Source organism: Uliginosibacterium sp. H1, assembly GCF_036017065.1.
Lineage (GTDB): Bacteria > Pseudomonadota > Gammaproteobacteria > Burkholderiales > Rhodocyclaceae > Uliginosibacterium.
On record NZ_JAYXHR010000001.1, the window covers coordinates 396,718 to 420,186 of the forward strand.

Annotated in this window: 26 protein-coding genes; 16 read left to right on the forward strand and 10 right to left on the reverse strand. The window is 65.0% G+C overall.

The window, feature by feature from the left end; all coding sequences use genetic code 11:
* The first annotated feature begins 5 nt into the window (after positions 1–5).
* The 8 genes from VVD47_RS01805 to VVD47_RS01840 all read left to right on the forward strand — a co-directional run bounded on the left by VVD47_RS01805 (position 6) and on the right by VVD47_RS01840 (position 7,947).
* Entirely contained in the window at positions 6–1,187 is a 1,182-nt protein-coding gene (locus tag VVD47_RS01805) for an MFS transporter (RefSeq protein ID WP_327601685.1), read from the forward strand.
* Positions 1,188–1,200: 13 nt separating this feature from the next.
* Positions 1,201–2,013: a M48 family metallopeptidase gene (locus VVD47_RS01810; RefSeq protein ID WP_327601686.1), complete on the forward strand. Its 813-nt coding sequence runs from the start codon at positions 1,201–1,203 to the stop codon at positions 2,011–2,013.
* A gap of 126 nt (positions 2,014–2,139) precedes the next feature.
* Complete coding sequence (gene gltX, locus VVD47_RS01815; protein ID WP_327601687.1) at positions 2,140–3,534, forward strand: glutamate--tRNA ligase; 1,395 nt, start codon at positions 2,140–2,142, stop codon at positions 3,532–3,534.
* A gap of 317 nt (positions 3,535–3,851) precedes the next feature.
* Positions 3,852–4,010, forward strand: coding sequence for a periplasmic nitrate reductase, NapE protein (gene napE / locus VVD47_RS01820; protein ID WP_327601688.1), 159 nt, complete (start codon positions 3,852–3,854; stop codon positions 4,008–4,010).
* Between the two features lie 10 nt (positions 4,011–4,020).
* On the forward strand, positions 4,021–4,311 hold the full coding sequence (locus VVD47_RS01825; RefSeq protein WP_327601689.1) for a chaperone NapD: 291 nt from the start codon (positions 4,021–4,023) through the stop codon (positions 4,309–4,311).
* Positions 4,298–6,793: a periplasmic nitrate reductase subunit alpha gene (gene napA / locus VVD47_RS01830; RefSeq protein WP_327601690.1), complete on the forward strand. Its 2,496-nt coding sequence runs from the start codon at positions 4,298–4,300 to the stop codon at positions 6,791–6,793. The genes VVD47_RS01825 and napA overlap by 14 nt, the downstream gene beginning before the upstream one ends.
* A gap of 10 nt (positions 6,794–6,803) precedes the next feature.
* Entirely contained in the window at positions 6,804–7,295 is a 492-nt protein-coding gene (locus tag VVD47_RS01835) for a nitrate reductase cytochrome c-type subunit (protein WP_327601691.1), read from the forward strand.
* 10 nt (positions 7,296–7,305) lie between these two features.
* On the forward strand, positions 7,306–7,947 hold the full coding sequence (locus VVD47_RS01840) for a cytochrome c3 family protein (protein ID WP_327601692.1): 642 nt from the start codon (positions 7,306–7,308) through the stop codon (positions 7,945–7,947).
* A gap of 81 nt (positions 7,948–8,028) precedes the next feature.
* Here the strand turns inward: VVD47_RS01840 and minE are convergent, their stop codons facing one another.
* The 7 genes from minE to fliO all read right to left on the reverse strand — a co-directional run bounded on the left by minE (position 8,029) and on the right by fliO (position 12,366).
* Positions 8,029–8,292 (reverse strand): cell division topological specificity factor MinE, encoded by a 264-nt coding sequence (minE, locus tag VVD47_RS01845; RefSeq protein ID WP_327601693.1) that lies wholly within the window; start codon positions 8,290–8,292, stop codon positions 8,029–8,031.
* Between the two features lie 3 nt (positions 8,293–8,295).
* The gene (gene minD / locus VVD47_RS01850) at positions 8,296–9,111 is read right to left on the reverse strand and encodes a septum site-determining protein MinD (RefSeq protein WP_327601694.1); all 816 of its coding nucleotides are present in this window, start codon (positions 9,109–9,111) and stop codon (positions 8,296–8,298) included.
* 49 nt (positions 9,112–9,160) lie between these two features.
* Positions 9,161–9,922, reverse strand: coding sequence for a septum site-determining protein MinC (gene minC, locus VVD47_RS01855; RefSeq protein ID WP_327601695.1), 762 nt, complete (start codon positions 9,920–9,922; stop codon positions 9,161–9,163).
* Between the two features lie 164 nt (positions 9,923–10,086).
* Positions 10,087–10,872, reverse strand: a complete 786-nt coding sequence (gene fliR, locus VVD47_RS01860) for a flagellar biosynthetic protein FliR (RefSeq protein WP_327601696.1) — start codon at positions 10,870–10,872, stop codon at positions 10,087–10,089.
* A gap of 10 nt (positions 10,873–10,882) precedes the next feature.
* The gene (fliQ, locus tag VVD47_RS01865) at positions 10,883–11,152 is read right to left on the reverse strand and encodes a flagellar biosynthesis protein FliQ (RefSeq protein ID WP_327601697.1); all 270 of its coding nucleotides are present in this window, start codon (positions 11,150–11,152) and stop codon (positions 10,883–10,885) included.
* A 22-nt stretch (positions 11,153–11,174) separates the two neighbouring features.
* A complete protein-coding gene (gene fliP / locus VVD47_RS01870; protein ID WP_327601698.1) occupies positions 11,175–11,915 on the reverse strand; it encodes a flagellar type III secretion system pore protein FliP in 741 nt (246 codons plus the stop codon).
* Between the two features lie 19 nt (positions 11,916–11,934).
* Positions 11,935–12,366, reverse strand: coding sequence for a flagellar biosynthetic protein FliO (fliO, locus tag VVD47_RS01875; RefSeq protein ID WP_327601699.1), 432 nt, complete (start codon positions 12,364–12,366; stop codon positions 11,935–11,937).
* A gap of 182 nt (positions 12,367–12,548) precedes the next feature.
* Here fliO and VVD47_RS01880 point away from each other — a divergent pair, with 182 nt between their 5' ends.
* The 4 genes from VVD47_RS01880 (at position 12,549) to ftsB (ending at position 16,223) form a co-directional block, all read left to right on the forward strand.
* Positions 12,549–14,186 (forward strand): CTP synthase, encoded by a 1,638-nt coding sequence (locus tag VVD47_RS01880; RefSeq protein ID WP_327601700.1) that lies wholly within the window; start codon positions 12,549–12,551, stop codon positions 14,184–14,186.
* A 43-nt stretch (positions 14,187–14,229) separates the two neighbouring features.
* Positions 14,230–14,532, forward strand: coding sequence for a Dabb family protein (locus VVD47_RS01885; RefSeq protein WP_327601701.1), 303 nt, complete (start codon positions 14,230–14,232; stop codon positions 14,530–14,532).
* A 41-nt stretch (positions 14,533–14,573) separates the two neighbouring features.
* Positions 14,574–15,863: a phosphopyruvate hydratase gene (gene eno / locus VVD47_RS01890; protein ID WP_327601702.1), complete on the forward strand. Its 1,290-nt coding sequence runs from the start codon at positions 14,574–14,576 to the stop codon at positions 15,861–15,863.
* 72 nt (positions 15,864–15,935) lie between these two features.
* Positions 15,936–16,223, forward strand: a complete 288-nt coding sequence (gene ftsB / locus VVD47_RS01895) for a cell division protein FtsB (protein WP_327601703.1) — start codon at positions 15,936–15,938, stop codon at positions 16,221–16,223.
* A 44-nt stretch (positions 16,224–16,267) separates the two neighbouring features.
* Here the strand turns inward: ftsB and VVD47_RS01900 are convergent, their stop codons facing one another.
* The gene (locus VVD47_RS01900) at positions 16,268–16,888 is read right to left on the reverse strand and encodes an arylesterase (RefSeq protein WP_327601704.1); all 621 of its coding nucleotides are present in this window, start codon (positions 16,886–16,888) and stop codon (positions 16,268–16,270) included.
* On the opposite strand from VVD47_RS01900, the gene VVD47_RS01905 reads away from it, so the two are divergent.
* Together VVD47_RS01905 and VVD47_RS01910 are read left to right on the forward strand one after the other, a co-directional pair.
* Positions 16,889–17,587 (forward strand): ABC transporter ATP-binding protein, encoded by a 699-nt coding sequence (locus tag VVD47_RS01905; RefSeq protein ID WP_327601705.1) that lies wholly within the window; start codon positions 16,889–16,891, stop codon positions 17,585–17,587.
* Positions 17,588–17,690: 103 nt separating this feature from the next.
* Positions 17,691–19,481 (forward strand): M61 family metallopeptidase, encoded by a 1,791-nt coding sequence (locus tag VVD47_RS01910; protein ID WP_327601706.1) that lies wholly within the window; start codon positions 17,691–17,693, stop codon positions 19,479–19,481.
* Between the two features lie 124 nt (positions 19,482–19,605).
* Here VVD47_RS01910 and VVD47_RS01915 read toward each other — a convergent pair whose 3' ends face one another.
* Complete coding sequence (locus VVD47_RS01915; protein ID WP_327601707.1) at positions 19,606–20,976, reverse strand: MATE family efflux transporter; 1,371 nt, start codon at positions 20,974–20,976, stop codon at positions 19,606–19,608.
* On the reverse strand, positions 20,973–21,515 hold the full coding sequence (locus VVD47_RS01920; RefSeq protein ID WP_327601708.1) for a hypothetical protein: 543 nt from the start codon (positions 21,513–21,515) through the stop codon (positions 20,973–20,975). Before VVD47_RS01920 ends, VVD47_RS01915 begins: the two co-directional genes overlap by 4 nt.
* A gap of 346 nt (positions 21,516–21,861) precedes the next feature.
* Between VVD47_RS01920 and VVD47_RS01925 the strand changes: the two genes are divergently transcribed.
* Positions 21,862–22,098 (forward strand): hypothetical protein, encoded by a 237-nt coding sequence (locus tag VVD47_RS01925; protein ID WP_327601709.1) that lies wholly within the window; start codon positions 21,862–21,864, stop codon positions 22,096–22,098.
* 199 nt (positions 22,099–22,297) lie between these two features.
* A complete protein-coding gene (flhB, locus tag VVD47_RS01930; protein ID WP_327601710.1) occupies positions 22,298–23,455 on the forward strand; it encodes a flagellar biosynthesis protein FlhB in 1,158 nt (385 codons plus the stop codon).
* The last annotated feature ends 14 nt before the right edge of the window (positions 23,456–23,469 follow it).

A 23,469-nucleotide genomic window follows, 5' to 3' on the forward strand; every position in this document is an offset into this window, starting at 1 on the left:
CGGTGGTGGCACCCGCTACCGCCGGCGTGCCGGCGGTCCGCCTGTCGGGCTATTACTTCTGCTATTTCGCCTTCATCGGCGTCTTCATGCCGTATTTCGCGCTGTACCTGCAGCAGCGCGGGTTCCCGGCCGCCGAAATCGGCCTGCTGATGTCCGTCCTGCAGCTCATGCGGCTGCTGGCGCCCAACCTGTGGGGCTGGCTGGCGGACCGGCTTGGGCGGCGTACGCCGGTCATCCGCATCGCCGCCGTGCTGTCATTGCTCGGCTTCACCGCGGTGCCATTCGTCGACGGCTTCTGGCCGGTCGCGCTGGCACTGGCCGTGATGGGTTTCTTCTGGACGGCCCAGCATCCGCTCACCGAAGCGCTGACCTTCGCTCACCTGCGCGGCCAGCCGGAGCGCTACGGGCCGATCCGCGCCTGGGGTTCCTGGGGCTTCATCGCCGCCAGCGCCGGACTGGGCTGGTGGCTGGAGCGTGCCGGCATGGACTGGGTGGCCTGGTGCGGCATCGGCCTGCTGGCCGCCATCGTGATCGCCGCCCTGTGGGTGCCCGAGGCACCGGTCTGCCCGCGTGCGCACGCCGAGCGTTCGCTGTGGGCCGTGTTGCGCCAGCGCGAGGTGAAGGCTTTCCTGCTGGCGGCCTTCTTCATGTCGGCGGCACACGGCGCCTTCTACGTGTTCTTCTCCATCCATCTCGTCGAGGCCGGCTACAGCAAGACCAGCGTGGGGCTGCTGTGGACGCTGGGCGTGCTGGCGGAGATCGTGGTGTTCACCTTCGCGGCGCCGCTGCTGCGGCGCTGGTCGTCACGCGGCATCCTGCTGGCCTGCTTCGCCATCGGGATCGTCCGCTTCCTGCTGATGGGCTGGTGGGTGGAGTCGGTGCTGTTGATGGTGCTGGCGCAACTCATGCACGCCGCAACCTTTGGCGCTTATCATGCGGCCGCGGTCAGCACGGTGCATCGCTGGTTCGGCGAACGCAACCAGGCGCAGGGGCAGGCGCTCTACGGCAGCCTGTCCTTCGGGGGCGGCGGCATCCTGGGAGCGGTAGCCAGCGGGGCGGCGTGGGAGTCCTGGGGAGCGGGCATGACGTTCTCGCTCGGATCGTTTTTTGCGCTGGCAGGTCTGATTGCCGTGTGGCAAGGCTGGCCTGCCAGGCTTGCGGTGCCGGAAGCCGGCAACAAGGAATGACATGAGACATCGCATGAAATACATCGTGGCCCTGGGAAGCGTGCTGCTGGGCGTGGCGGCCTGCCAGTCGGTACAGACGACGAACCCCGGCGAGGTGGGGGTGACGCGCCAGCAGAGCGTGTCGCCGCTGGTCAATCGCGGCCAGCTGACGCAGCAGGCCAACACCCAGTACAAGCAGGTGCTGCAGCAGGCGCAGAAGAAGAACGCCCTGAACGTGGATGCAGCCCTGACCGCGCGCGTCCGCCGCATCGCCGACCGGATCATTCCCCAGGTGTCGGTGTTCCGCCCGGAAGCGGCCAAGTGGCAGTGGGAGGTCAACGTGCTGAGCTCGAAGGAGCTCAATGCCTGGTGCATGCCCGGCGGAAAGATCGCCTTCTACTCCGGCCTCATCGAGACCCTGCAGCTGAACGACGACGAGATTGCGGCGATCATGGGTCACGAGATCGCCCACGCACTGCGCGAGCATGCCTGGGAGCGCGCCTCGCAGGCTGCCAACGCCGGGCTGGGCATGACCGTGGCCGGCATCCTGCTCGGCGCACAGGGTTACCAGATGGACATGGCCAGCATGGCCTACCAGGTGATGTTCGAGCTGCCGAACTCGCGCGAGCATGAAACCGAGGCCGACCGCATCGGAGTCGAACTGGCCGCGCGCGCCGGCTACAACCCGGCCGCCGCCGTCACGTTGTGGCAGAAGATGGGCAAGCAGAGCAGCGGCGGAGAGCCGCCACAGTTCCTGTCCACCCACCCGGCCAATGCCGATCGACAGAAGGATCTGACTGTCTATTCGCAGCGGGTCCAGGGGTTGTACGAACAAGCCAGGCGATAGCGCCATGCGGCATCAACGCTGTGCAGCGCGAGTGCAGCCCGCAGTACGGTCTTAAAATACGCCACCCATTTCCGAAAATTCCGGACAACATCCGGCCTTTCCAGGCCCTTGCGGCCCTCCTGCCTCATGACTTCCGTACGTACCCGCTTCGCCCCCAGCCCCACCGGCTTTCTCCACATCGGTGGCGCGCGCACCGCGCTGTTCTCCTGGGCCTATGCCCGCCGTCATGGCGGCCAGTTCATCCTGCGCATCGAGGACACCGACGTGGCACGCTCCACGCCCGAGGCCGTGCAGGCCATCCTCGACGGCATGCGCTGGCTCGACCTCGGCTGGGACGAAGGCCCGTTCTACCAGATGCAGCGCATGGACCGTTACAAGCAGGTCATCGCGCAGATGCTGGAAGCTGGCTCGGCCTACTACTGCTACACCACGCCGGCAGAACTGGACGCCCTGCGGGAAGCGCAGCGCGCACGCGGCGACAAGCCGCGCTACGACGGCCGCTGGCGCCCCGAGCCGGGCAAGATGTTGCCCGCCGTGCCGGAGGGGGTGACGCCGGTGGTGCGCTTCAGGAACCCGCTGGAAGGTGTCGTCGCCTGGGATGACCTGGTCAAGGGACGCATCGAGTTCGCGAACGCCGAGCTGGACGATCTGGTCATCGCGCGCGGCGACGGTACGCCGACCTACAACTTCTGCGTGGTGGTCGACGACTGGGACATGGGCATCACCCAGGTGATCCGCGGCGACGACCACGTGAACAACACCCCGCGCCAGATCAACATCCTGCAGACGCTGGGCGCCGAGGTGCCGAAGTACGCGCACCTGTCGATGATCCTTGGCGACGATGGCACCAAGCTGTCCAAGCGCCACGGCGCCGTGAGCGTGATGCAGTACGACGACGACGGCTACCTGCCGGAAGCGGTCATCAACTACCTGGCCCGGCTGGGCTGGAGCCACGGCGACGATGAAGTGTTCTCGCGCGAGCAGTTCGTGCAGTGGTTCGACCTGGATCACATCACGCCGTCGGCCGCGCAGTTCAATACCGACAAGCTGAAGTGGCTGAACGCGCACTACATCAAGCAGAGCCCGATCGAGGCGCTCGTCGCCGATGTGACGCGCCGGTTGAGTGCGCGCGGCATCCCGGTTGCCGAGGGACCGGACCTGGCGGCCGTCATCGCCTTGTACCGCGAGCGCGTGTCGACGCTGGTCGAACTGGCGGACGCACTGGCGCCGTTCTACGTGGCGCCAACGATCTCCGACGAGCTTGCCACCCAGCACCTCACGCCGGCTGCACGCGACGCCCTGGGCAAGCTGGCCGGCCGTCTCGGGGCCAGTGCCTGGGACAAGGCCGCGTTGAGCCAGGCCATCAAGGACACGTGCACCGAGCTAGGCGTGAAGATGCCGCAGGTGGCGATCCCCTTGCGCGTCGCCTTGCTGGGTGTGCCGCAGACGCCCTCCATCGATGCCGTGCTCGAAGTGATGGGCCAGTCGCAGGTCATGCAGCGCCTGGCGGCATTCCGCTGACCGATCAGGATCACTGTCGTTACCTCACGACGCCACGGCCCGCGGCCGTGGCGTCTGCGGTCCGACGGCGCTGATTGCCAGTCTGTCGATGCCGCGCAATCCCCGGCCTCGCGTTGCCTCGCGGCGTTTACCTGAAAGCCGTTTCTTCCTGTCGAGGAAGGAGCGGCTTTGTTGTTTTTGCGCAAGCTTGGGGGAGAGCACCATTGACGGTGAATGCTTTTGGGCCTAGAAATATGCATGCGTGGTAACAAAGGCGTTGCTGCGAAATTACTCTTATAAACATCAAGCCTTCGCCGGGCTGTTCGTGGAGACGTCTCGTGAACGACGAGCCTGCAACATTCACGAAAGCGCAGGAACTGCGCAGCTTTCTTTTCCTCACTGCCGTGATGGCGCCAGCTTTGGCCGTCATTACGGTTGCTGGTTACGGTTTTCTGGTCTGGTTCTACCAGTTGTTCGCAGGTCCGCCCGGATCCTGAGGGCGACACCATGACCGAAGAACTGCACATCGCCAGCCTGGTCGTTCACGCCGCCCCCGGGCGCGGCGAATCCGTAGCGACCGAAATCTCCTCCCATGAATCAGCGCAGATCCACGCCAGCACGCCGACCGGCAAGCTGGTCGTCACGCTGGAGGCCGACAGTGCCGGCCAGATGATGGATCGCATCGGCGCCATCCAGAAACTGGACGGCGTGCTGTCTGCCGCGCTGGTCTATCAGCATGCCGACACGCTTGCGGCAATGAATGAAACGATCGAGGAACCCGTCCATGACGACTACTAGACGAGACTTTATCCGCCAGGCCGCGGCCGCCACTGCGGCTTCGGTGGCCGGCGTGAGCCTGCCGGCCCAGGCCCAGACCGGCGTCGGTGGTGCCAGCGACAACAAACTGAAATGGGCCAAGGCGCCTTGCCGCTTCTGCGGTACCGGCTGCGGCGTGAACGTGGCCGTGCGCGACGGTCGCGTGGTGGCCACGCATGGCGACTTCAACGCCGAGGTGAACAAGGGCCTCAACTGCGTGAAGGGCTATTTCCTCTCCAAGATCCTCTACGGCGGAGACCGCCTGACCCAGCCGCTGCTGCGCATGAAGGGCGGCGAGTACGCGAAGGATGGCGAGTTCGCGCCGGTGACCTGGGACAAGGCCTTCGACGTGATGGCCGCGCAGTTCAAGAAGTCGCTGAAGGAGAAGGGCCCGACCTCGGTGGGCATGTTCGGCTCCGGCCAGTGGACGGTGTGGGAAGGTTATGCCGCGCTGAAGCTGATGAAGGCCGGCTTCCGCACCAACAACATCGACCCCAACGCCCGTCACTGCATGGCGTCTGCCGTCGCCGGCATGATGCGCACCTTCGGTGCCGACGAACCGATGGGCTGCTACGACGACATCGAGGCCGCCGACGCCTTCGTGCTGTGGGGCTCCAACATGGCGGAGATGCACCCCATCCTGTGGTCGCGGGTGACGGATCGTCGCCTCAGCAATGCCAACGGCAAGGTCTTCGTGTTGTCGACCTTCGAGCATCGCTCCTACGACCTTGCCGACGTGACGCTGACTTTCACGCCGCAGAGCGATCTCGCGATCCTCAACTACATCGCCAACCACATCATCAAGACCAATCGGGTGAACAAGGATTTCGTGAACCGCCATACGAAATTCCTGCTGGGCAACGACGATATCGGCTACGGCCTGCGCCCCGAGCACCCGCTGCAGAAGGCCGCAAAGAACGCGAAGGATCCCGGTGGCGCGAAGCCCAGCAGCTTCGAGGAATACGCGCGCTTCGTGTCGAAGTACGACCTGGACTACGCCGCGAAGATGAGCGGCGTGCCGAAGAACCGCCTGCTGGCACTGGCCGAGGCCTATGCCGATCCGAAGACCAAGGTCATGTCCTTCTGGACCATGGGCTTTAACCAGCACACCCGCGGTGTCTGGTGCAACAACCTCGTCTACAACCTGCACCTGCTGACCGGCAAGATCTCCACGCCGGGCAACAGCCCGTTCTCGCTCACCGGCCAGCCTTCCGCCTGCGGTACCGCGCGGGAGGTCGGCACCTTCTCGCATCGCCTGCCGGCCGACATGGTGGTGGCCAACCCCGAGCACCGCAAGAAAGCGGAGCACGTCTGGAAGATTCCAGAAGGCACGATCCCGACCACCGCCGGCTACCACGCCGTGTTGCAGAACCGCATGCTCAAGGACGGCAAGCTCAATGCCTACTGGGTGATGGTGAACAACAACATGCAGGCGGCGGCGAACCTGATGGAGGAGGGCTATCCGGGCTATCGCAATCCGGACAACTTCATCGTCGTGTCGGACGCCTATCCCACGGTGACCGCGCTGGCCGCGGACCTGATCCTGCCCACCGCGATGTGGGTGGAGAAGGAGGGTGCCTACGGCAATGCCGAGCGTCGGACGCAGTTCTGGCACCAGATGGTGAATGCGCCGGGTGAGGCGAAGTCCGACCTCTGGCAGCTCATGGAATTTTCCAAGCGTTTCAAGGTGGAAGAGGTGTGGCCTGCCGACCTGATCGCGAAGATGCCCCAGCTCAAGGGCAAGACACTGTTCGAAGTGCTGTTCCGCAACGGACAGATCGACAAGTTCCCGGCCTCGCAGATCGCGGCCGGCTACGAAAATCACGAGTCGAAGGCCTTCGGCTTCTACGTGCAGAAAGGCCTGTTCGAGGAATACGCACAGTTCGGCCGCGGCCATGGTCATGACCTCGCGCCGTTCGACATGTATCACGAGACGCGCGGCCTGCGCTGGCCGGTAGTCGACGGCAAGGAAACGCGCTGGCGCTACCGTGAAGGAGCGGACCCGTACGTGAAGACGGGCACCGGCTTCCAGTTCTATGGCAATCCGGACGGCAAGGCGAATATCTACGCCTTGCCCTACGAGCCGCCAGCCGAAGCCCCGGACAAGGAGTTCCCGTTCTGGCTGAGCACCGGTCGCGTGCTGGAACACTGGCACTCCGGTTCGATGACGCAGCGGGTGCCGGAGCTGCACAAGGCTTTCCCGAACGCGGTGTGCTTCATGCACCCGGAAGACGCCAAAGCGATGGGCCTTCGTCGCGGAGTGGAGGTCGAGCTGATCTCCCGTCGCGGCAAGATGCGCACCCGCGTGGAAACGCGCGGTCGCAACAAGCCACCGCGCGGTCTGGTCTACGTGCCCTGGTTCGACGCCAGCCAGCTGATCAACAAGCTGACCCTGGACGCCACCGATCCGATCTCGCTGCAGACCGACTTCAAGAAATGCGCGATCAAGATCGTCGCGGTCTGAGGAGAAGCAAATGAAGATCTCGCACATTCTTGCCGCGCTGGCGGTCGTGCTCAGCGCCGCGCTGGCCGGCATCGTGACCGCCCAGCCGGGCGTCAGCACGCCGTTCATGGACGCCGCACGTGGCGTCACGCCGATTCCCGACACCACGCGGCCGCCGCTGCTGCTGAACGAGGAGAACAACGATCTGCGGCGCATGCGCGCTTACTCGATGCAGCCGCCGACGATCCCGCACAAGGTCGACAACTACCGCGTCGACAAGAACTTCAACCAGTGCATGTTCTGCCATGCCCGCTCGCGTGCCGAGGAGACTCAGGCCGTACCACTCAGCGTCACGCATTACATGGACCGGGAAGGCAACGTGCTGGGCGAAGTCTCGCCGCGCCGCTACTTCTGCCAGCAATGCCATGTGCCGCAGACGCCGGTGAAGCCCGTGGTGACGAATACCTTCGAGGACATCGACAGCGTGTTGCAGGCCGGTCGCCGCAACACTTCCGGCAAGTGAGGGCGCACTGATGCTCGCCTTGCTGAAGCGTTACTGGACGATCATCCGCCGCCCGAGCGTGCATTTCAGCCTGGGTGCCATCACGGTTGCAGGCTTCATCGCTGGCATCGTGTTCTGGGGTGGTTTCAATACCGCCATGGAGCTGACCAACACCGAGCAGTTCTGCACCGGCTGCCATGAAATGGGCGAGAACGTGTACGTGGAGCTGCAGTCGACGATCCACTTCACCAACCGCTCGGGCGTGCGTGCCAAGTGTTCGGACTGTCACGTCCCGCACAACTGGACGGACAAGATCGCCCGCAAGATGCAGGCGTCCAAGGAGGTCTGGGGCAAGATCTTCGGCACCATCAACACGCGCGAGAAATTCCTGGCGAAGCGTCTTGAACTGGCGCAGCACGAATGGGCCCGCCTGAAGGCCAACGATTCGCTGGAGTGCCGTAACTGCCACAACTACGATTCGATGGACTTCACCCGGCAGAGCGTGCGGGCCCAGACGATGCACTCCCAGTACCTGGGGAGCAAGGAGAAGACCTGCATCGACTGCCACAAGGGGATTGCCCACCACCTGCCGGCGATGCCGCCGGACATGTCGGTGTTCGGCATGACGGAGTACCCGCAGGTTGCTACTGCGCCCGCGTCAGTGAAGCGATAAGTGCTGGATGCAACAATAAAAAAAGCGGGCCTCGGCCCGCTTTTTGTTTGTGCTTCCTGTCTGTTCATCCCGCCGCTGCGCTCAGCGACCGCCTTCCGGCATGACGATGTTCACTTCCAGCACCTCGTAGTTGTCCTTCTTCTCCAGCTGGACCTTGATGTCATCCGGATTGACCTTCACGTACTTGGAGATCACCGCGATCAGTTCCTTCTGCAGGTCGGGCAGAAAGTCCGGAGCGTGGTTGTCGTCGGTGCGCTGGTGGGCAATCACCAGGGTCAGGCGTTCCTTGGCCAGTTGGGCCGATTTCGGCTGGCTGCCGCCGAACAGCTTCTCGAACCAGGACATGGGTCAGTTACCTCCGAACAGGCGCTTGAGCAGGCCCGGCTTCTCGTAGGAAACGAAGCGCATCTCGCGTTCTTCGCCAAGGAAGCGTGCGATGACGTCCGCGTAAGCGTCGGCGGCCTCGCTGCCCTTGGTGTGGATCACCGGCGACCCGGCGTTCGACGCCTGCAGCACGGTCTCGGATTCCGGGATGACGCCCAGCAGCGGAATGCGCAGCAGTTCCTGCACGTCCTTGTACGACAGCATCTCGCCTTCTTCGACGCGCTTGGCGGAATAGCGGGTGACGATCAGGTGTTCCTTGACCGACTCCTGGCCTTCCTTCGCGCGACGGCTCTTGCTCTGCAGGATGCCGAGGATGCGGTCGGAGTCGCGGATCGACGAGACTTCCGGGTTGGTCACGACCAGCGCTTCGTCGGCGAAGGTCAGGGCCATCACTGCGCCACGCTCGATACCGGCCGGGGAGTCGCAGATGATGTACTCGAAGCCCATGTGCTCCAGGTCCTTCAGCACCTTCTCGACGCCTTCCTCGGTCAGCGCATCCTTGTCGCGGGTCTGCGAGGCTGGCAGCACGAAGAGGTTCTCGCAGTGCTTGTCCTTGATGAGCGCCTGATGCAGGTTGGCTTCACCGTTCACCACGTTGATGAGGTCATACACCACGCGGCGCTCGCAGCCCATGATGAGGTCCAGGTTGCGCAGGCCGACGTCGAAGTCGATGACGGCCGTCTTGAAGCCGCGCATGGCGAGTCCGCTGGAAAAGCTGGCGCTGGTGGTGGTCTTGCCTACGCCACCCTTGCCGGATGTCACGACGATGATGCGTGCCACGGTTTCCCCTTGAATATGTGCGAATGGGTTTGCTGAATGTGCGGAGCGTTCAATCCAGCGTGAGCGCTTCGATGCTCAGGCTGTTCTGGTTGTTCTGCTGGACGAGGCGGGCGTGGGCTGCCTTGCCCGCGACCACGGGCGGAATGCCCTTCTCGAAAGTGCGGTACACGCCGGCGATGGATACCAGCTCGGGCCCGAAATTGGTACACAGCAGACGGGCAGTCGCGTCGCCCTGTGCACCCGCCAGTGCGCGGCCACGCAGGGGGCCATAGCAATGGATGCTGCCGTCGGCGATGACTTCGGCACCGTTGCTGACGCCGCCGAGAATCACGAGATCGGTGCCACGGGCATAGATCTGCTGGCCGGAACGGACCGAGCGGTCGATGACCATCGTCGGTGCGCGCCGGGTGGCTTCCTCCGGCCTGGCTGCGGGCTCCGCAGCGGGGGCCGGCTCGGCCTTTGCCGCAGTGGGCGCGGTCACCGCCTGCTCATTGCTGCTCGCCGCCTTGTCGCCCAGCACGGCCAGACCGGCCTTGCGGGCACTGTCGGCCAGATGCTCCGGAACGTGTCGTACGCCAACCGGCTGCAGGCCATGACGGCGCAGCAGGCTGCCCAGGCCGGACCAGTCGGCGCGTTCCGGGGCAGTCTTCAGCTGGGACAGGTCGATGACGGCAGGCTCGCCGGCGAAGAACTCGCCGGTACCGCCCAGCATGGCGTGCAGGGTGTCGGCCAGCCGGACATTGTCCAGTTCGCGGATCAGCGCGGTGACGGCGCTCAGCGTGCCGGCCTTGAATTCAATGGGTTTGGACATTCGCTCGGCGCGATCGGCTTGGCTACGGACAGCTTGCCGTAGCCGGGTTGACGGTTGCGGGTCGGGTTGCGGGCTTTCTTGCTACGACCCGCGAGTCTACTGATTTTTGGGATGTTTCGGGCAAGTTACGCCCGAGCTGCGGGGTCGGGCAGGAGCCGAGCAGCTCAGCGGACCCAGCCGCGGAGGGCCGTGTCCATCAGGTCGAAGCCACGGTCGAAGAAGTGCGCCATGACCGGAGCGAAGGCGTCCAGGCCGAACATGAGCACGAAGAAACCGATGGTGCAGGTGATCGGGAAGCCGATGGCGAACAGGTTCAGTTGTGGCGCCGAGCGGGTCAGGACGCCCAGCGCAATGTTGGTGATCAGCAGGGCGGCTACCAGTGGCAGGGCCAGCAGCAGGCCGGCACCGAAGATGATGCCCCCGGCGCGACCCAGCGCCAGCCAGCCCTCCGCACCGAGTGGCCGGGGCGAGACCGGCAGCAGCTCGAAGCTGCGCACCAGCACGTCGATCATCAGCAGGTGGCCGTTCATGGCCAGGAAGATCATGCTGGTGAGCAGCCCCAGGAATTCCGACAGCACGGCGGTCTGCGCAGCGTTCTGCGGGTCGTAGAAGGTGGCGAAGGACAGGCCCATCTGCATGCCGATGACTTCGCCGGCGACATCCACCGCCGTGAACACCATGCGCATCGCCAGCCCCATGCCGACGCCGATGAGCATCTGCTGGGCCATGACCGACATGCCAATGTAGGTGCCGGGCTGGAAGGTCGGCGCCACGTTCAGCGCGGGAGCCACGGCGGCGGTGATGGCGAGGCCCAGCACGAGACGGATGCGTGCCGGCACGGCCAGGTTGTTGAAGATCGGGGCGGCGGCGATCAGCCCCAGGATGCGCGCAGCCGGGTAGGCCCAGGTGAGGAGCAGGGCATCGAGCTGGGCGCTGGTGATCTGCAGCATCGGCGCGGCGCTAACCGATCAGCGACGGTATCGACTCGAACAGCCGCTGGATGTAGTCCGTCAGGATGGTGAGCATCCACGGGCCGGCGAGGATCATCGTGATGAACATGATGACCAGCTTCGGCACGAACGACAGCGTCATTTCGTTGATCTGCGTGGCTGCCTGCAGAATGCTGATGATGAGGCCGGTCGCCAGTGCCGCCAGGAACAGCGGGGCGGCGACCATCAGGGTGATTTCGAGTGCTTCGCGGCCAAGGGCCACGACGGTGGTGGGGGTCATGAGGTTAGTCCTTTCTTGTGCCTCAGCCGAAGCTGTTCACCAGCGTGCCGACCAGCAGGTTCCAGCCGTCCACCAGCACGAAGAGCATGATCTTGAAGGGCAGTGACACGATGACCGGAGACATCATCATCATCCCCATCGACATGAGGACGGAGGCCACCACCATGTCGATGATCAGGAAGGGCAGGAAGATGATGAAGCCGATCTGGAAGGCGGTTTTCAGTTCGCTGGTGATGAAAGCCGGCACGATGACGCGCATCGGCAGGTCCTCCGCTTTTTCCACGCGCGGCACCTTGGCGAGACGGGTGAACAGGGACAGGTCGGGCTCGCGGATCTGCTTCAGCATGAAACCCTTCACCGGCACGGCGGCGCGTGTCAGGGCCTCGTCGAACTGGATGCGGCTCTCCGACAGCGGTACCCAGGCCTCCTGGTACACGCGGTCCAGCACTGGCGACATGATGAAGAAGGTCAGGAACAGCGACAGGCCCAGCATGACCTGGTTGGGCGGCGAGGTCTGCGTGCCCAGCGCGTGGCGCAGCAGGCTCATCACGATGATGATCCGGGTGAAGCTCGTCATCATCAGCACCGCGGCCGGAATGAAGCCGAGTGCGGTCAGCGTCAGCAGCGTCTGCACGCTCAGGCTGTAGGTCGTGCCGCCGCCGGGTGCCGGCGTGGTGGTCAGCGCGGGCATGCCCTGCGCGGCGGCCACGGCCGGCAACAGGAAAACGGCGACGGTCAGGGCTCTGCGGACGAGTTGGGCCATCGGACCCGGAAGGCGCGCATCACGCATCGCGACGACGCTCCATCAGGGCCTTCAGTCGATTGGCGAAATCACCGGCAGCAGGCAGCGCCGGTGCCGGCGTTTCCGGGAGATCACTGGCGGCCAGCGTGTGCAGCGTGTTGACCCGGCCGGGCGCAACCCCCAGCACCAGCACCTGGTTGCCGACCGACACCAGCACCACCCGTTCGCGGGGACCGACCGCGGTGGCGCCGAGCACCTTGAGGCTGTGCGTCCCCTGGCCGGCTTTCTGCTGCAGTTTCTTCAGCAGGAGCAGGGCGCCGTACAGGCAGGCCAGCACCACGGCCAGACCGAGGATCATCTGCATGAAACTGGCGCTGGCCGAGGGCATGCCGGCGCTCTGCGCGGCGGCTGCCACGGGCAGTGCGGCGACCCCGCAGGACAGCAGCTGGATGGAACGTCGGGCTTGCAGCATGAAGGCTGGCAGAAGGAAAACGGATGCCAGGCAATGTAGCGGCAGACCCCTCGTGGTCAGACCGGGATAAGGCAGGGGTTTGGGCGGCAAATTCTGCCGCTCGGGCAGATCGGGCCCGCGCGGCGGGGTCGAAGCGAAGGCCGAATCGGGTACAATTCGGTTTTCCTGCCGTTGCATTTTCCATGACCAAGTACGTCTTCGTTACCGGCGGTGTCGTGTCCTCCCTGGGCAAAGGCATCGCGGCGGCGTCGCTGGGCGCCATCCTCGAGTCCCGCGGACTCAAGGTCACCCATCTCAAGCTGGACCCCTACATCAACGTCGACCCGGGCACCATGAGCCCCTTCCAGCATGGCGAAGTTTTCGTCACGGAAGACGGGGCCGAGACCGATCTCGACCTTGGCCACTACGAGCGCTTCACCAGCGCCAAGATGGGCAAGCGCAACAACTTCACCACTGGCCAGATCTACGACAGCGTGATCCGCAAGGAGCGTCGCGGCGAATACCTTGGCAAGACGGTGCAGGTCATCCCGCACATCACCGACGAGATCAAGCACAACGTCAAGCGCGGTGCCGAAGGCGCCGACGTGGCGATCGTCGAAGTCGGCGGTACGGTCGGCGACATCGAATCCCTGCCGTTTCTCGAAGCCATCCGCCAGATGCGCATCGAGGAAGGCCTGAACAACACCTGCTACATGCACCTCACGCTGCTGCCCTACGTGGCGACGGCGGGTGAGCTGAAGACCAAGCCGACACAACACTCCGTGCGCGACCTGCGCGAGATCGGCATCCAGCCCGACGTGCTGCTGTGCCGTGCCGACCGCGAAATTCCGCCGGAAGAACGCCGCAAGATCGCGCTGTTCTGCAACGTGATGCCGGAAGCGGTCATCGAAGTGCTGGACGCGGACTCCATCTACAACGTGCCGGCCATGCTGCACGACCAGATGCTGGACGAGATCGTCTGCCACAAGCTGGCCATCCTGGCGCGCGCGGCCGACCTGACGCTGTGGAACAAGCTGGTCTTCGCGCTGAACAATCCCGAGCAGGAGGTGAATATCGCCTTCGTCGGCAAGTACGTCGATCTCACCGAGTCGTACAAATCGCTGACCGAAGCGCTGACGCACGCCGGCATGCACACCCGCAGCCGCGTGAACATCCATTACCTGGATTCCGAGCAGATCGAGAACGAAGGCCCCGGCTCCTTGAAGGACATGGATGCCGTGCTGGTACCGGGCGGTTTCGGCCGTCGCGGCACGGAAGGCAAGATCGCTGCGATCCGCTACGCCCGCGAGAACAAGGTGCCTTACCTCGGCATCTGTCTGGGCATGCAACTGGCTACCATCGAGTTCGCGCGCCACGTCGCCGGGCTGGAAGGCGCCAACAGTACCGAGTTCGAGCCGGCGACGCCTCACCCAGTCGTGGCGCTGATCACCGAATGGGCCGACCGCGAAGGCCGCGTGGAGAAGCGTGACGAGCAGTCTGACCTCGGCGGCACCATGCGCCTGGGCGCGCAGCGCTGCCCGATCAAGGGTGGCACTCGCGCCGCCAGCATCTACGGTAAAGAAGTAAACGAGCGCCATCGCCACCGCTACGAGGTGAACAACACCTACGTGCCCAAGCTGGAAGCGGCCGGCATGGTGATCTCGGCGCGTACGCCGACCGAAAACCTGCCGGAGATGATGGAATTGCCGGAAGACCAGCACCCGTGGTTCATCGGCGTGCAGTTCCACCCGGAATTCACGTCGAACCCGCGCAACGGCCACCCGCTGTTCATCGCCTACGTGAAGGCGGCGATCGAACAGGCCGGCAAGCGCAAGGGATGAGCCCGGTGCGTGTGACGGCCACCTGTTTCATGCAGGTGTCACGGTGATCACGCACCTTGTGTTGTTTCGTTTCAAGCCCGGTTTTGCGGCAGAATCTCCCGCCGTGAAAGCCGTGCATGCAGCAATGGAAGCCTTGCCGGGCCAGGTAACCGGCATTCGCGAATGGCGTCACGGCTTCAACGTGACGCCGGACGCAGAGGCGTGGGATTACGGTTTGTTCGCCAGCTTTGACGACGAACAGGCCCTGTTTTCGTATTTCGAGCATCCTGCGCATCTGGCGGTGCTCGCCCGGTGGAACGAGGTGGCAGAACTGCGCTTCGTCGACCTGGCGCCGCCCAAGAGTTGAAAAAGTTGAATCTCCCAAAGCATTGATCGAAGAGGAAAGTCATGAGTGCAATCGTTGATGTGATCGCCCGCGAAATTCTGGATTCCCGCGGCAACCCCACAGTCGAAGCCGACGTGCTGCTGGAATCCGGCGTCATGGGCCGTGCGGCCGTGCCGTCCGGTGCGTCCACCGGTACCCGCGAAGCCATCGAACTGCGCGACGGCGATGCCGGCCGCTACCTGGGCAAGGGCGTGCTGAAGGCCGTCGAGAACGTCAACACCGAGATCTGCGAATCGCTGGTCGGTCTGGATGCCGAAGAGCAGGCCTACATCGACAAGACCATGATCGAGCTGGACGGCACCGAGAACAAGGCCCGCCTGGGCGCCAACGCGCTGCTGGCCGTGTCCATGGCCACCGCCCGCGCTGCTGCTGAAGAAGCCGGCCTGCCGCTGTATCGCTACTTCGGCGGTTCGGGCCAGATGACCCTGCCGGTGCCGATGATGAACGTCATCAACGGTGGTGCGCACGCCAACAACAGCCTGGACTTCCAGGAATGCATGATCCTGCCGGTGGGTGTGCCGAACTTCCGCGAAGCGCTGCGTTGCGGCGCCGAGATCTTCCACAACCTGAAGAAGATCGTCGACAAGAAGGGCTACCCGACGACCGTGGGTGACGAAGGTGGTTTCGCTCCCAACGTCTCCGGCGCGACCGAAGCGCTGGACCTGATCATGGAAGCCATCGCCAAGGCCGGTTACGAAGCCGGTCGCGACGTGGTGCTGGGCCTGGACTGCGCCGCCTCCGAGTACTTCAAGAACGGCAAGTACGAAATGCACGGCGAGAAGCTCACGCTGACGCCGGAGCAGAACGTCGACTTCCTGGCCAACCTGGCCGACAAGTACCCGATCATCTCGATCGAAGACGGCATGGCCGAGCAGGACTGGGACGGCTGGAAGCTGCTGACCGACCGCCTGGGCAAGAAGGTCCAGCTGGTGGGCGACGACCTGTTCGTCACCAACACCAAGATCCTGCGTGAAGGCATCGACCGCGGCATCTGCAACTCCATCCTGATCAAGGTGAACCAGATCGGCACGCTGACCGAGACCTTCGCCGCGGTCGAGATGGCCAAGCGCGCCGGCTACACCGCCGTCATTTCGCACCGCTCGGGCGAAACCGAGGACAGCACCATCGCCGACATCGCCGTGGGCCTGTCTGCCGGCCAGATCAAGACCGGTTCGCTGAGCCGTTCGGACCGCGTCGCCAAGTACAACCAGATCCTCCGCATCGAGGAAGACCTGGGCGAAACCGCGATCTACCCGGGCCGCAGCGCGTTCTACAACCTGCGCCTGAAGTAAACTAAGCTCCGTCGCAGCAAAACGGGGGCCGACGGCCCCCGTTGTCGTATCTGCTCACACTGAAATCTTCCGATGCGTTGGCCCACCCTGATCATCGTCGCGCTGTTGATTGCCCTGCAGTACCCGCTGTGGTTCGGCAAGGGCGGCTGGCGCCATGTGCAGGAATCCCAGGCGCAGTTGCAGCGCCTGCAGGACGCCAACCAGAAGCTGGAAGTCCGCAACGCCGGCACGGCCGCCGAAGTGCAGGACCTGAAGACCGGCTACGACGCCATCGAGGAACGCGCGCGCTTCGAACTGGGCCTCACCAAGCCCGGTGAAGTCTTCGTGCAGACGCCGGAGGCTCCGGCCGGCACCCGCTAGCAGTCAGTCGGGCAGGCGCCTCGAAAGCCCGCTATTGCAACGCCTTACTTCAGCAGCGGTCGCAGCACCGGCCACACATTGTCCGCAATTGTCTTCTGCGCTTCCGCCGTCGGGTGTATGCCGTCTGGCTGGAACAGCTCCCGCTTCTCCGCGAACCCCTCCATGAGGAAGGGGAGGAGGGCGGTCTTGTGTTCCTTCGACAGGTCGCTGAAGGTGTCGCGGAACTTCCCGGTATAGCTCTGGCCGAAGTTCGGCGGCATCTGCATGCCGATCAGCATCACGCGGGCCCCTGCCTTCTGCGACGCCTTGATCATCGCATCCAGGTTGTCGCGCATCTGTTTCAGGGACAATCCACGCAGTCCATCGTTGGCGCCGAGTTCGATGACGACCACGGCAGGTTTGTGACGTGTCAGTTCGGCATCGATGCGCGAGCGGCCGCCGGCGGTGGTCTCGCCACTGATGCTGGCGTTGGCGACGGCATAGGGTATTTTTGCCTGCGTGATGCGCTGGCCGATGATCACCGGCCAGGCGGATTGCTGGGCGATGCCGTAGCCGGCGGACAGGCTGTCCCCCATGATGAGGACCGTCTTCGTCGCCGCCAGGGTGGCGGACGAAGCGACGAAGCTGAAAACGAAGAACACCAGGCGCAACAAGGACAATCGCATATGTCTCAATCCGTTCTGACGGTGAGTGGTTTGAACAAGCAGGTGCCGCTGGCCGATGGCGGCACGCTGCGCATTCTGCAGGACATCGACTTTGCCGTGGAGGCCGGGGAAACCATGGCCATCGTCGGCGCCTCGGGCTCCGGCAAATCGACCTTGCTGGGACTGCTCGCCGGGCTGGATGTTCCGAGCAGCGGCAGCGTGAAGCTCGCAGGGCACGACCTGTTCGCGCTGGACGAGGACGCCCGCGCCCGCGTACGCGGCGAGAACATCGGCTTCGTGTTCCAGGCATTCCAGTTGCTGCCCGCGCTCACTGCGCTGGAAAACGTGATGATGCCGCTGGAGCTGGCCGGCCGCAGCGGCGCTCGCGAGCAGGCCGAGAGCTGGCTGGCGCGCGTCGGCTTGAAGGAGCGGCTGGCGCACTATCCCAAGCATCTTTCCGGTGGCGAGCAGCAGCGTGTCGCACTGGCCCGCGCCTTCGCGATGAAGCCGGCACTGCTGCTGGCGGACGAGCCGACCGGCAACCTGGACGCCGCGACCGGACGCCAGATCATCGACCTCATCTTCGAACTGAACCGCGAATCCGGCACCACGCTGATGCTGGTGACCCACGACGAGCAACTGGCCCGCGCCTGCCATCGCCTGTTGCGGCTGCGAGCGGGCAGCATGGTCGAAGACACGGTGGAAGCGCACGGCGCCTGACGCGGGCTGGCGCGCACGGAAACGCGTTTTTCCGATGCGCGCTAAACTCGGGGCTCAAGCCGACAACCCCACCCAAGGCCGCTCGCCTGCGGCCCGAGTCTCCATGCCCCGTCAAAGCGCTGCTGTCCATTACGCCGTCGAGATCCTCTCCGCACCGGCCCACCTGTTCCGCGTCACGCTGAACGTCGTGCCGCAGACCGCCGAGCCGCTCGCACTGAGCCTGCCGGTGTGGATTCCCGGCAGCTACATGGTGCGGGAGTTCGCCAAGAACATCGTCGAGATCAGCGCGACGCAGGGGGGCCGTAGCCTGTCCTTGCGCAAGCAGGACAAACAGCGCTGGCTGACCGCGAGGCCGAAGGCCGGTGAGGCGCTGCGCGTCGAGTACACGGTGTATGCCTGGGACCTGTCGGTGCGTTGCGCGCACCTCGACCAGACGCATGCCTTCTTCAACGGCACCCAGATGTTCCTGCAGGTGGAAGGGCAGGAGGATCTGCCGCATTTCGTCGATCTGCGCCGTCCGCGTGGTGCCGGCTTTGCCGCCTGGAAAGTGGCGACCACCTTGCCGACCGCGCGCGGCGCCAGGGGGGCGGCAAGACGCGGGGAGTTCGGTCTTTACCGGGCGCCGGATTACGACACGCTGGTCGACCATCCGGTCGAGATGGGTACGTACCAGAGCGTGAGTTTCAAGGCGGGCGGCGTGCCGCACGAGATGGCCGTGACCGGCCGTGTGCGCTTTGACGCGAAGCGCCTGGCCGACGATCTGTCGCGCATCTGCCAGTGGCAGATCGATTTCTTCGGCGGCGAGGCGCCGTTCCCGCGCTACCTGTTCATGACCATGGCGGTCGGCGATGGCTACGGTGGGCTGGAGCACCGCGACAGCACTGCACTGCTGTGCTCGCGCAACGACCTGCCGGCCAAGGACACGGCGATGGGCGACGCTTACCGCGGCTTCCTGGGGCTGTGCAGCCACGAGTACTTCCACTCCTGGAACGTGAAGCGCATCCAGCCCGCGGCCTTCCGGCCGTATCGCCTGGATGAAGAGAACTACACCCGCCTGCTGTGGGTGTTCGAGGGCTTCACCTCGTACTACGACGACATCGCGCTGGTGCGCAGCGGCGTCATTGCCCCCACCGATTACCTGACCCTGCTGGCCAAGACCATCGCCATGGTGGAGCGCGGCGCCGGGCGCAAGAAACAGACCGTCGCCGAGAGCTCTTTCGACACCTGGATCAAGTACTACCGTCAGGACGAGAACTCGCCGAATGCCATCGTCAGCTACTACACCAAGGGCTCGCTGATCGCCGCCGGCCTGGACCTGACGATCCGCAGCGAGACGCGTGGCCGCCGCTCGCTGGATGACGTGATGCGCCACCTGTGGAACGACTATGCACTCGCTGGCCGCGGTGTCGGGGAGGACGAGATGCCCGCGATCATCGAAGCTGCGACCGGTGTCGACGTGCGTCGCCAGCTCGCGTTGTGGGTGGACAGCAGCCTCGATGTCCCGCTCGACGCTTTGCTGAAGCCCTTCGGCGTGTCGCTGGCGCGACGTACCGGTTTGCTGTCATCCGGCCTCGGCGTGAAGACGCGCGCAGAAGGCGGCGGACTCAAACTCACCCATGTGCTGGATGGCGGTGCCGCCCAGCTTGCAGGCCTGTCCGCCGGCGACGAACTGGTTGCGCTGGACGGCCTGCGCGTTACCGGCAATAACCTCGACGTACTGCTGACGCGTTACCAGGCTGGCGACGACGTGGCGCTGACGGCATTCCGCCGCGATGAGCTGATGAGCTTCAACCTGAAGCTCATGGCGCCGCGCGTCGAGTCCTGCGAATTGCGCCTGGAGGACAAGGTGCCAGCGGCGACGCGACGGCTGCGCGAGGGCTGGCTGGCGGGTTGAGCTCAGGACGCGCCGGGACGCGAAAAGCATGAAGGGCCACGGGCAATATGCCTTGGCCCTTTGTTTTTCCCGGTGTCCTTCACGTTGGTCGTTCCGCGACCGCGACCGCAGCCGCGGCGGCAGATCAGGTCGCTTCGTGTCCCAGCCGACGCAGGTGATGGCGCAGCAACCCGAAGAAGGCGACGCTGGCGACGATGGTGGAAAGCGTGGCGGCCCACCAGAAACCGCCCAGGCCCAGCGGCGTGACGCCCACTGCGGCAAGGCCGTGGAAGCACAGCCACCAGCCGCCGGCCAGCCCGATGACCCAGAAGCAGAAGACGTGCACCAGCATGGGCACGGCGGTGATCTTCAGGCCACGCAGCGCCTGGGCGGCAACGGTCTGCACGGCATCGAAGAGCTGGTAGAAAGCGATCAACCACACCAGCGCGATCGCCAGTGACTGCACTTGCGGATCGGGCGTATAGGCGCGCACCAGCGCTTCGCCGGATAACCACAGTGCCAGTCCGAGCAGGCTGGAAGCCACCACCCCGATGAGGATGCCGGCACGCGCGGTCTTGCGCACCCGCGCCCAGTCCTGCGCGCCGGCAGCCTGGCCGACCAGGGCCAGCGTTGCGATCGAAACCGACAGCGGCAGCATGTAGCAGATGCCCGCGAAACTGCCGACCACGCGGTGCGCGCCAGCGGCCTCGGCACCCAGCGGTGCGACCAGCAGGGCGATCAGCGCGAAGCTCGTCATTTCGACAAAGGCCGACATGCCGATCGGCAGGCCGACGCGCAGCAGCTCGCCCATCCTGCGCAGTTGCGGCGCCTGCCAGTGACGCAGCAGCGCCAGTTGTCGCGAGTGGGTGGAGCGATGCAGGTAGACGAGCGAGCACACCGCCAGCACGCTGATGATGAAGGCCGCCGATGCGGCGCAGCCCTGAGCCCCCCGTGGCGCATGGCCCAGCCAGCCGAAGGCCAGCGCCGGTGCCAGCAGGATGTGCACACTGGCATTGGCGAGGCCGAAGAACATCAGCATGCGCGGACGGCCGATGGCATTGAGCATGCCGCCACATGCGCGATACACGAGGGTGCCGGGCAGGGCGAACGCGAGGACGTCCAGGTAGGCGCGCGTGCGCAACTCCACTTCTGCGCTCATGCTGCTCAGGCGCAGTATCCAGTCCGGCCACCACAGCAGCGCCATGCCGACGCCTGCGAGCAGCAAGGCGAGCCACAGCGCCTGCTGGAAGCTGCTGGCGAGCTGGTCGAAGCGTCTTGCGCCGAAGTGCTGCGCGGCGATCGGGGTGAGGCCCTGCACGATGCCGGCGAAGGCCAGCATGACGGAAACGTAGATGCCGGCTCCGATGCCTACTGCGGCGAGATCCAGCGTGCCGCTGCGGCCGGCCACCACGGTATCCACCACGGTGGTGCTCATGGTGGCGAGCTGCGCCACCAGCACCGGCCAGCCGTGGCCGGCGACGGCGCGAACCAGGTCCTTCGTGCGCGGTGCGCTCATGTCTGCGCCGGGGTTTCCTGTGCAGGCTTGCGGCGGAAGCGGGCGCGCCAGAACAGCGTGGCCAGTACCGCCAGCGTCACCGCGCCGACCAGCCAGTAGGACACGCCCATGAAGAACCCGAAGGGGTCACTGTCCAGTGCATAGATGCGATCCGGCTTGCGCAAGGCGATGAAGCCCTGCGTGACCGCCTGCCATGCAGGGCGCAACGCGCCGATGGCGGGCGCATAGCTGAGCAGCAGCGCTGGCAGGACCAGCGCCCATTGCGCTCCACGTGGCTGGCTCCCCTCGACGAAACAGCTTTCGGACGCCCAGAACGCTGCCAGCAACAAGCCGATGGCGGCGAGCACCGGCAGCGCCGCGAGTGCAAGCCCGAGTGCCGAGCTGGCCGCCAGGAACAGCGCTCCTTCCAGGTCGACCGTGCGCGTCCACAGCGATTCGACCCTCATGAACAATGGCAGGCAGGCAAGCAGGCAGGCCACGGCGAGCAGCAGGCTCAGCAGCGCCTTGCGACGCAGGCGGGATGAAGCGGGGGTGGTCATGCGGATCGAAAAGGCCTGTCGGCCAGGCGCATCAGGGGCCGGCAGTTTAACCGACCTACGTCATGCGGCGCCCTGAAGATGCATGGGAACATGCGCCAAGTCATTGATTGGATGAGCAGAATGACAAGGCCTGCCAGCAGGCGCATGAGCTCCTAAAGTTCGCGCCGGGGGCGTCGTGAACACATTCGTGGAGTTTTCTCCACGCATCGACTCTCTCCTTGAAAGCCGCCCCTCGCGGGGCGGCTCTTTTCTTGGACTTGCGCCAGGGAAAGAAGCGGGCTAAAGCTTTAGGGGAGCCTGGAGGAGGCTCGATGACCATAGCAATCACAGTGCGGAGCACAACAAGATGACGGGTCATGCCATGCAGGGTGGTGCATTTGCTGCCCAGCTGATTGCCTTGAACGCCCTGTTCGAGTCGGCGCGTGCCGGCGAGATCGCGCGCGAGGAAGCCCGTTTCATCGCTTTTTGCGACGGTGTGGCTGGCGATCTGGCCCGCCGGCAGATCGAGGAAGTGCTCGATGCGATCTGCATCGCACCGCTGGCAGCCGACCTGGATGCCGCCGCTCACCGCCTGCACGCCTGACCCCCGGCCGGCTGGCAAACCCACTCCGTAGTTACCCGTAGTCCGTCCTCGGTTCGCCCTTGGCCCGCCGTTGGCCTGCCATCAGCGCCACGATAAGGCGGGACTTTTCGCGCCTTATCTTGCCGGCATGATTTGCCGCCCCGGCAAATAATCCGCTCCATCGGTACGCAGGCTGAACTGTGTACTCACGGAGTGGCGAATGGCCGAAGAGAACGACGAGGACAAGACAGAACCAGCATCGGAGCGACGCCTTCAACAGGCGCGCGAAGAAGGCAATGTCCCCCAGTCCCGCGAACTCGCCACCTTCCTGGTGATGATGGGCGGGGTGCTCGGCTTGTGGGTGTCCTGGCGCTGGATGCTGGATCATCTGAACGGCGTCCTGCGCAGCGGCCTGTCGGTCGAGCGCGAAACCATCTTCGCTGAACGCGGCATGCTGGACATGCTGTCCAGTATCAGCAGCGAGGCCCTGTTGTCGCTGGCACCGCTGTTCGCGGTGCTCGTCATCGCCGCCATCGCCGCGCCGGTCATGCTCGGTGGCCTGTTGTTCTCCAGCAAGGCAGTGACGCCGGATCTCAACCGCGTCAACCCGCTGTCCGGCATCAAGCGCGTCTTCTCCCTGCATGGCCTCGCCGAACTGGTGAAGGGCTTGCTGAAATCCGTCCTCGTCGGTGGCGTCGGTGCCTGGGTGTTGTGGCACTACCGCTACGAGTTGCTGGGCCTGTCGACCATGTCGCTGGAAACGGCCTCGGCCGAGACCGGGCGCATCCTGCTGTGGGCCACGCTCTCGCTGGCGTCCTGCCTGGCCGTCCTGGCGCTGGTGGATGTGCCCTTCCAGCTCTGGCGCTATTACAGCCAGCTGAAGATGAGCAAGCAGGAGCTCAAGCAGGAAATGAAGGAGCAGGACGGCGACCCGCAGATCAAGGCGCAGATCCGCGCCCGCCAGCGCGAGATGGCGCGTCGCCGCATGATGGAATCGGTGCCGAAGGCCGATGTGGTGGTCACCAACCCGACCCACTTTGCCGTCGCGCTGAAGTACGACTCTGCACGCATGGGCGCGCCGACCATCGTGGCCAAGGGCGCGGACCTGGTCGCGCACAACATCCGCGAACTGGCCCGCAAGCACGGTGTGCCGCTGCTTGAAGCGCCGCCGCTGGCGCGTGCGCTGTTCCGTCACGCCGAAGTAGGGCAGCAGGTGCCCGCCGCGCTGTACACCGCCGTGGCCGAAGTGATGGCCTACGTGTACCAGCTCAACCACTTCCTGTCCGCCGGAGGCTTGCCGCCGGACGAACCGCACGACATTGCGATACCGGTGGGCATGGACCCCGGCAGCGCATCGTCCGCCGCCCAGCCGGCCTGATAGGAGCACACGGA